At 60.2% G+C, this 7,430-nt stretch carries 8 protein-coding genes; 6 read left to right on the top strand and 2 right to left on the bottom strand.

Features of this window, described 5'->3' with window-relative positions:
* Positions 1-3,224, top strand: a 3,224-nt coding sequence (locus P1U55_RS15405; RefSeq protein ID WP_301048523.1) for a DNA-directed RNA polymerase subunit beta', incomplete at its 5' end; no start/stop codon positions are given.
* A gap of 78 nt (positions 3,225-3,302) precedes the next feature.
* Here P1U55_RS15405 and P1U55_RS15400 read toward each other — a convergent pair.
* On the bottom strand, positions 3,303-3,572 hold the full coding sequence (locus P1U55_RS15400) for a hypothetical protein (RefSeq protein WP_301048522.1): 270 nt from the start codon (positions 3,570-3,572) through the stop codon (positions 3,303-3,305).
* 228 nt (positions 3,573-3,800) lie between these two features.
* Here P1U55_RS15400 and P1U55_RS15395 point away from each other — a divergent pair, with 228 nt between their 5' ends.
* Positions 3,801-4,070 (top strand): DksA/TraR family C4-type zinc finger protein, encoded by a 270-nt coding sequence (locus P1U55_RS15395; RefSeq protein WP_301048521.1) that lies wholly within the window; start codon positions 3,801-3,803, stop codon positions 4,068-4,070.
* 69 nt (positions 4,071-4,139) lie between these two features.
* Positions 4,140-5,033 carry a DMT family transporter gene (locus P1U55_RS15390; protein ID WP_301048520.1) on the top strand — a complete coding sequence of 298 codons (894 nt, stop codon included), beginning with the start codon at positions 4,140-4,142 and terminating at the stop codon, positions 5,031-5,033.
* Here the strand turns inward: P1U55_RS15390 and P1U55_RS15385 are convergent.
* On the bottom strand, positions 5,009-5,824 hold the full coding sequence (locus P1U55_RS15385; protein WP_301048519.1) for a glycosyltransferase: 816 nt from the start codon (positions 5,822-5,824) through the stop codon (positions 5,009-5,011). The two genes, P1U55_RS15390 and P1U55_RS15385, sit on opposite strands and share 25 nt — an antisense overlap.
* Positions 5,825-6,199: 375 nt before the next feature.
* Between P1U55_RS15385 and rpsL the strand changes: the two genes are divergently transcribed.
* The 3 genes from rpsL to P1U55_RS15370 form a co-directional block, all read left to right on the top strand.
* On the top strand, positions 6,200-6,571 hold the full coding sequence (gene rpsL, locus P1U55_RS15380) for a 30S ribosomal protein S12 (protein WP_301048518.1): 372 nt from the start codon (positions 6,200-6,202) through the stop codon (positions 6,569-6,571).
* Positions 6,572-6,583: 12 nt separating this feature from the next.
* Positions 6,584-7,054, top strand: a complete 471-nt coding sequence (gene rpsG, locus P1U55_RS15375) for a 30S ribosomal protein S7 (RefSeq protein ID WP_301048517.1) — start codon at positions 6,584-6,586, stop codon at positions 7,052-7,054.
* A gap of 24 nt (positions 7,055-7,078) precedes the next feature.
* On the top strand, positions 7,079-7,430 hold a 352-nt coding region (locus tag P1U55_RS15370), incomplete at its 3' end, for a GTP-binding protein (RefSeq protein WP_301048516.1).

Here is a 7,430-nt window from a genome sequence, read left to right as displayed (position 1 = left end):
GTCGCTTCCGTCAGAACCTTCTGGGTAAGCGCGTCGACTTCTCCGGCCGTTCGGTGATTGTGACCGGGCCGGAGCTGAAGCTGCACCAGTGTGGCCTGCCCAAGAAGATGGCGCTCGAACTGTTCAAGCCGTTCATCTACTCGCGGCTGGAGGCCAAGGGCCTTTCGAGCACCGTGAAGCAGGCCAAGAAGCTGGTCGAAAAAGAACGTCCCGAAGTATGGGACATTCTGGACGAGGTGATCCGCGAGCACCCGGTGATGCTGAACCGTGCGCCAACGCTGCACCGTTTGGGCATTCAGGCGTTTGAGCCCACCCTGATCGAAGGCAAGGCGATCCAGCTTCACCCGCTGGTGTGCTCGGCCTTTAACGCCGACTTTGACGGTGACCAGATGGCTGTTCACGTGCCGCTTTCGCTGGAAGCGCAGCTTGAGTGCCGTGTGCTCATGATGTCGACCAACAACGTGCTGTCGCCGGCCAACGGCGCGCCGATCATCGTGCCGTCGCAGGATATGATCCTCGGCATCTACTACATCACGATGGACCGCGAAGGAATGAAGGGCGAGGGCATGTCTCTTGGCTCTGTCGAGGAAGTAGAACACGCGCTGAATGCGGGCGAGGTGCATCTGCACACCCGCATCAACGCGCGGGTCAAGCAGATCGACGAGACCGGCCAGGAGGTTTATCGCCGCTTCGAGACCACCCCCGGACGGATGCTTTTGGGTGCGCTTTTGCCGCTCAACGCCAAGGCGCCGTTTGATCTGGTCAACCGTTTGCTTCGGAAGAAGGAAGTGCAGCAGGTCATCGACACCGTCTACCGCTATTGCGGGCAGAAAGAGTCGGTCATCTTCTGTGACCAGATCATGAGCATGGGCTTCAAGGAAGCGTTCCGCGCGGGCATTTCCTTTGGCAAGGACGACATGGTGATTCCCGATAACAAGTGGACCATCGTGGACGGCACCCGTGATCAGGTGAAGGATTTCGAGCAGCAGTACATGGACGGCCTGATTACTCAGGGCGAAAAGTACAACAAGGTCGTGGATGCGTGGTCGAAGTGTAACGACCGCGTCACCGAGGCCATGATGGAGACGATCTCGGCCAAGAAGAAGGACGAGAACGGGGCTGAGATGGAGCCGAACTCGGTTTACATGATGGCCCACTCCGGTGCGCGTGGTTCTGTGACACAGATGAAGCAGCTTGGTGGGATGCGCGGCCTGATGGCCAAACCCTCGGGCGAGATCATCGAAACGCCGATCATCTCGAACTTCAAAGAAGGTCTGACCGTGTTGGAGTACTTCAACTCCACCCACGGTGCGCGGAAAGGTCTGTCGGATACGGCACTGAAAACGGCGAACTCGGGGTACCTGACCCGTCGTCTGGTGGATGTGGCGCAGGATTGCATCATCCGGGCCCGTGACTGTGGCACCGAGAAGGCTATCACCGCCTCTGCGGCCGTCAATGACGGTGAGGTGGTGAGCACAATTGGTGAGCGTATTCTGGGCCGTGTCGCGGCTGAGGACATTCTGCATCCGGCCACTGAAGAGGTGCTGGTTGCGCGCAACGAGCTGATCGACGAGCGCAAGGCGGATATGGTGGAAACGGCTGATGTTGCGTCTTGCCGCATCCGCTCACCGCTGACCTGTGAAGCTGAAGAGGGCGTTTGCGCCATGTGTTACGGGCGTGACCTTGCCCGCGGGACCATGGTCAACACCGGCGAAGCTGTGGGCATTATTGCTGCACAATCCATCGGTGAGCCTGGCACGCAGCTGACAATGCGGACGTTCCACATTGGCGGCGTTGCGCAGGGTGGTCAGCAGTCTTTCCAGGAGGCCTCGCAAGAAGGCACCGTGGAATTCCGCAATGCGATGCTTCTGGCCAATGAGGCCGGCGAGCAGATCGTGATGGGCCGCAACATGGTTCTTGCCATCATTGACGAGAACAACGTGGAGCGGGCCAGCCACAAGATCAGCTACGGCACCAAGATCTTTGTCGAGGATGGACAGAAGGTTGCACGGGGCGACAAGCTCTTTGAATGGGACCCCTACACTCTGCCGATCATCGCCGAGAAAGCCGGTAAGGCCAAGTTTGTTGACCTCGTGAGCGGCATTGCCGTGAAGGACGAGACCGATGACGCTACCGGCATGACCCAGAAGATCGTGATCGACTGGCGCACCGCGCCGAAGGGCAACGAGTTGAAGCCCGAGATCATCATCGTGGGTGAAGATGGCGAGCCAATGCGCAATGATGCCGGCAACCCGGTGACCTACCCAATGTCTGTCGACGCTGTTTTGTCGATCGAAGAAGGGCAGGATGTGAAGGCTGGTGATGTTGTGGCGCGTATCCCGCGGGAAGGTGCCAAGACCAAGGACATCACTGGTGGTTTGCCGCGTGTGGCCGAGCTTTTCGAAGCCCGCCGCCCGAAGGACCACGCCATTATTGCCGAAGCCGACGGTTACGTGAAGTTTGGCCGCGACTACAAGAACAAGCGTCGGATCGCGATTGTCCCCGGCGACGAGAGCTTGGAACCGGTCGAATACATGGTGCCCAAGGGCAAGCACATCCCGGTGCAGGAAGGCGACTTCGTGCAGAAGGGTGATTACATCATGGACGGCAACCCGGCGCCGCATGACATCCTCTCGATCATGGGTGTTGAGGCGTTGGCGGACTACATGATTGACGAGGTGCAGGACGTTTATCGCCTTCAGGGTGTGAAGATTAACGACAAGCACATCGAAGTCATCGTGCGCCAGATGCTCCAGAAGTGGGAGATCCTCGACAGCGGCGAGACCACCCTGCTCAAAGGCGAGCACGTGGACAAAGCCGAGTTCGACGCGGCCAACGAGAAGGCAATCGCCAAGGGCGTTCGCCCGGCGAAGGGCGAGCCGATCCTGCTCGGGATCACCAAAGCGTCGCTGCAAACCCGCAGCTTTGTTTCGGCGGCCTCTTTCCAGGAGACGACCCGTGTGCTCACCGAGGCTTCGGTGCAGGGCAAGCGCGACAAGCTTGTTGGCCTGAAGGAGAACATCATCGTGGGCCGCCTTATCCCGGCGGGCACCGGTGGTGCCACCCAGAAGGTGCGCCGCATCGCAACCGAGCGCGACCAGAAGGTCATCGACGCGCGTCAGGCCGAGGCGGAGGCCGCAGCGGCCCTCGCAGCGCCGATGGACGACGTTGTGGGTGGCGACGAGTTCGACAACCTGGTGGATACGCCGGAGGAGAGCCGGTAACACCTGCGCTCATCTGACAAGAGTTGAAGGGCCCTGCGGAAACGCGGGGCCTTTTTGCAAGGTGGGGATGGAGCGCTTTCAGAAAAGGTGCACGCCGGTCAGTTTGAGGTAGCCGAGGATCAGCACGCTGTCAGCGATGAGTGCGGTGACGAGCATCAGCATCCCGGCTCGCAGTTTGCGACCGGGATGAACCAGCGCGGCGATTCCGGCAATCAGCGGGTCTTTCGCCAGCACGAAGCCACAGGTGGCGCGAATGGCGCCCGCCGATCTATAGGCGCTGCCACTGGTGAAGAACCACAGGCTCAGACAAAGTGAAACGCCGATCAGGGCATACCAACGTGCTGGCATGATTGGGAACTTCAGCCCATGGGGCCGGTGTGGCCTGTAAAGAACGTCATCTTGATGTGGCATAACAACCTCAGGTGATGCCCTTCTCGCCCTGTGGCTGAGTGTGGCTCTGACGCTAGGTAATGCGACGCGCAAAATGCGCATAATTTCAAGTTTTAGGTGTCTTAAGGCGCAGATGTTTGACAGGTCCGGCAAGCTGCCTACTTATTAAGCAGTTTGGAGAGGCAAATGGCTGGCGGATGGGCAAAAGACGGGGCGGTGAGCGAACAGATCGAAGCCTCGATCAGCGATGAGTTGAAGCGGATGCAGGCGCGGAAAGGGCCGCAGGGTGAGAGCCTGACCCATTGCGCTGACTGCGAAGAGCCGATCCCCAGAAAACGGCGGCTGGCCTTGCCGGGGGTGAAGCTGTGCATTGATTGCCAGCAGGACCGCGACGGCCAGTACAAGGTGCGCGGCGGCATCAACCGGCGTGGCTCCAAGGACAGCCAACTCAAGTGACGCCCCGCCTACGAAGGCATGGATTTGCGGCTCTTGCACGGCCGAAGGATTGGCCATACCGCTAGGCCCATGGCGGACTTCAGGGAAAATCTGCGCGGCGGGATCATCATGGCAGCCTCGATGGCGGCCTTTGCTGTCAATGACACCTTTACCAAGGCGGTGGGCGGCGAAATGGGCGTGATGCAGGTGGTTTTCCTGCGCAGCGTCGTGGTGGCCCCGTTGATCCTGGCATTGGCGTGGATGCGCGGCGCACTCACCTTCAACATGGCGGGGCGGGATGCGTGGCTTCTGGGCCTGCGCTGCGTGACCGAAGTGCTGGCGGCTTGGTTCTTTTTGACCGCGCTGTTCAACATGCCCTTGGCGAACGCAACGGCGATCCTGCAGGTCACCCCGCTGGTGGTGACGCTGGCCGGCTTTGTCTTTTTCAGGGAGCAGGTTGGCCTGTGGCGGCTCTCGGCGATCCTTGTGGGGTTCGTGGGGGTGATGATGATCGTGCGCCCCGGTGGCGCTGACTTTACCATTTACTCGGTATGGGCCTTGGCGGCGGTGCTGGCGGTGGTTGCCCGCGATCTGGTGACGCGGCGCATGTCGGGCGCGTTGCCATCGCTGACGGTGGCCAGTGCCACGGCCATCACGGTGGGTGCGGCGGCGGGCATTGGCGCGATGTTCGAGCCATGGGAGCCGGTGACGCTGACCGCGGCGCTCAAGATTGGCGGGGCCAGCGGTGCGATTTTCTTTGCCTATCTTTGCTCGGTGATGGCGATGCGGATGGGGGACATAGGGTTTGTTTCGCCGCTCCGCTACACGGCGTTGATATGGGCGCTGATGCTGGGCTGGCTAGCCTTTGGGCACTTCCCCGAACCGCTACCGCTGGCGGGCGGGGCGCTGGTGCTGGCGGCGGGGTTGTTCACCTACATGCGGGAGCGGCATGTGGCCCGTCAGCTGGCGCGCTCGGCGGCGTAGAACTTCTCGAGGATGTTTTCGGTGATGCCGAAAGTTTTGGAGAGTTTCCGCGCGATGTCTCCCTCGATCGGCAGCATCTCTTCAAAGTCTTTCTTCTTGAAGGGGGTGCCGTTCGTAGAGTTCAGCCCGCGGACAAACATATCCTCACCGGTGTAGGTGAGCGTGGTCATGGCACGCCAGATCTGATCATGGCGGAAGTGGACGACGGTTTTGTCTATATGCGGGCGTAGCCATACGCCAAGCGCCGGAGTCCAGTACTGGCGCTGTTGGGCGCAAGCGCGGATGCCGTCATCATCAATGCAAACGGAGTAGCCGGTGTTGAAATCGACGGCAAATTTGTGGTCGCGCTTCATGATCTCATGGCCGTCATCGAAGCTCTCGCGGAAGCGTTCGATAAATTTATAGCTCACGCCATCATCATCATCGAGCCGGAACTGGCCACACACGCCGCCCTTGGGGTCGATATGCTCTTGCACCGCCTTGAGGCAGGCCTCGCGGTGGTTGAGCGGCTCATACTGCACCAGCCGGGCTTGTGGCAGGGTGGCGAGCATATCCTTGAGGCGCTCGTCATAGGCCTTGGGAAGTTGGTTGCCCGCAAGCACCACGAACTTGAAATCCTCATCGGTTTGCAGCCGCAGGCCGGGGAGCGTGAAGGTTTCGAAATAGCGAAAACGCTCTTCCAGGCGCTCTTGACTGTAAAGAAAGTTGATCCGGTCCTCGATTGAGGCGTGTTCGCGGCGAAAACCGCCGTAGCAGGGGTAAGAAAACCTGCATATACCAATGATCTGCACGCTGGAGTTGCTCCTTAGGCCGAGTTTTGCTGCCTCGAAGGCAAGGCTAGGGGGGCAGAAGTGGCATGGCAAGGGGGCCGAAGCACGGCAGAGGCGGGGCGAGGTGTTGACAGGCTCTGCGACTCCCCCTATACGCCGCGCTCACGGGACACGTTTAGGCCTATCCATGCGTGCCTTCCGTATCAAAATCGAAGTGGCCACGATCCGGGCCTGTTTGCCCCGATCCTCTGAGATTCCACCGCGTCGTTCCCAGCAGAGGGAACGGGAGCGGTATTTGCGTTTGGCATGCCTGCCGGGCGCCAGACCTGAACCGGTGGCGGGCCGTGCACAGCCCACGCCAGAGATGAATGAACGAGCGAGACGGGGATAACCGGAATGCCGACGATCCAACAGCTGATCCGCAAGCCGCGGCGGCCCAAAGTCAAAAGATCCAAGTCACTGCACCTTGAGCAGTGTCCGCAGAAGCGTGGTGTTTGCACCCGCGTCTACACAACCACACCGAAGAAGCCGAACTCGGCCATGCGGAAGGTCGCCAAAGTGCGCCTGACCAATGGTTACGAGGTGATCAGCTACATTCCCGGTGAAAGCCACAACCTTCAGGAGCACTCTGTGGTTCTGATCCGTGGCGGCCGTGTGAAAGACCTTCCAGGTGTTCGCTACCACATCCTGCGCGGCGTGCTTGACACGCAAGGCGTCAAAGACCGTAAGCAGCGTCGTTCGAAGTACGGCGCCAAGCGTCCGAAGTAAGAGGAAGCACCAATGTCCCGTCGTCACGCCGCTGAGAAGCGCGAGATCCTGCCCGACGCCAAATACGGCGACCGGGTTCTCACCAAGTTCATGAACAACCTGATGGTCGATGGTAAGAAATCGACCGCCGAGCGCATCGTTTACAACGCGCTCGAGCGCGTTGAAGAGAAGCTCAAGCGGGCCCCCATCGAGGTGTTCGAAGAGGCCCTCGACAATATCAAGCCGTCGGTTGAGGTTCGCTCCCGCCGGGTTGGTGGCGCCACCTACCAGGTGCCCGTCGAAGTGCGCCCGGAGCGCCGCGAAGCATTGGCCATCCGCTGGCTGATCATTGCGTCCCGCGCCCGCAACGAGAACACCATGGAAGAACGTTTGGCTGGTGAGCTGATCGACGCCGTGAACTCGCGTGGCACTGCCGTGAAGAAGCGTGAAGACACCCACAAGATGGCCGACGCCAACAAGGCGTTCAGCCACTACCGCTGGTAACAACTTTAGCCTGAGGACCCCCCAATGGCCCGCGAATACCCTCTTGAGCGCTACCGTAACTTCGGGATCATGGCGCATATCGACGCCGGCAAGACCACTTGCTCCGAGCGCATCCTGTTTTACACTGGAAAATCCCACAACATCGGTGAGGTGCACGATGGTGCGGCCACCATGGACTGGATGGAGCAGGAGCAGGAACGCGGCATCACGATCACCTCGGCTGCGACCACCACCTTCTGGGAGCGCACCGAGGACGGCAAGACGCCTGACACGCCCAAGCACCGGATGAACATCATCGACACCCCCGGCCACGTTGACTTTACCATTGAAGTTGAGCGTTCGCTGGCTGTGCTCGACGGTGCGATCTGTGTGCTCG

The sequence above is a fragment of the Vannielia sp. genome, from assembly GCF_029212645.1.
Lineage (GTDB): Bacteria > Pseudomonadota > Alphaproteobacteria > Rhodobacterales > Rhodobacteraceae > Vannielia.
This window is presented reverse-complemented; position numbering and strand designations above follow the sequence as displayed.

Excerpts from the sequence above, each read along its gene's own strand:
- rpsL (WP_301048518.1), top strand. The coding sequence starts at position 6,200 with ATGCCGACGATCCAACAGCTGATCCGCAAGCCGCGGCGGCCCAAAGTC.
- P1U55_RS15400 (WP_301048522.1), bottom strand. The coding sequence starts at position 3,572 with ATGCCAGCACGTTGGTATGCCCTGATCGGCGTTTCACTTTGTCTGAGC.
- P1U55_RS15390 (WP_301048520.1), top strand. The coding sequence starts at position 4,140 with ATGGCGGACTTCAGGGAAAATCTGCGCGGCGGGATCATCATGGCAGCC.
- P1U55_RS15395 (WP_301048521.1), top strand. The coding sequence starts at position 3,801 with ATGGCTGGCGGATGGGCAAAAGACGGGGCGGTGAGCGAACAGATCGAA.
- rpsG (WP_301048517.1), top strand. The coding sequence starts at position 6,584 with ATGTCCCGTCGTCACGCCGCTGAGAAGCGCGAGATCCTGCCCGACGCC.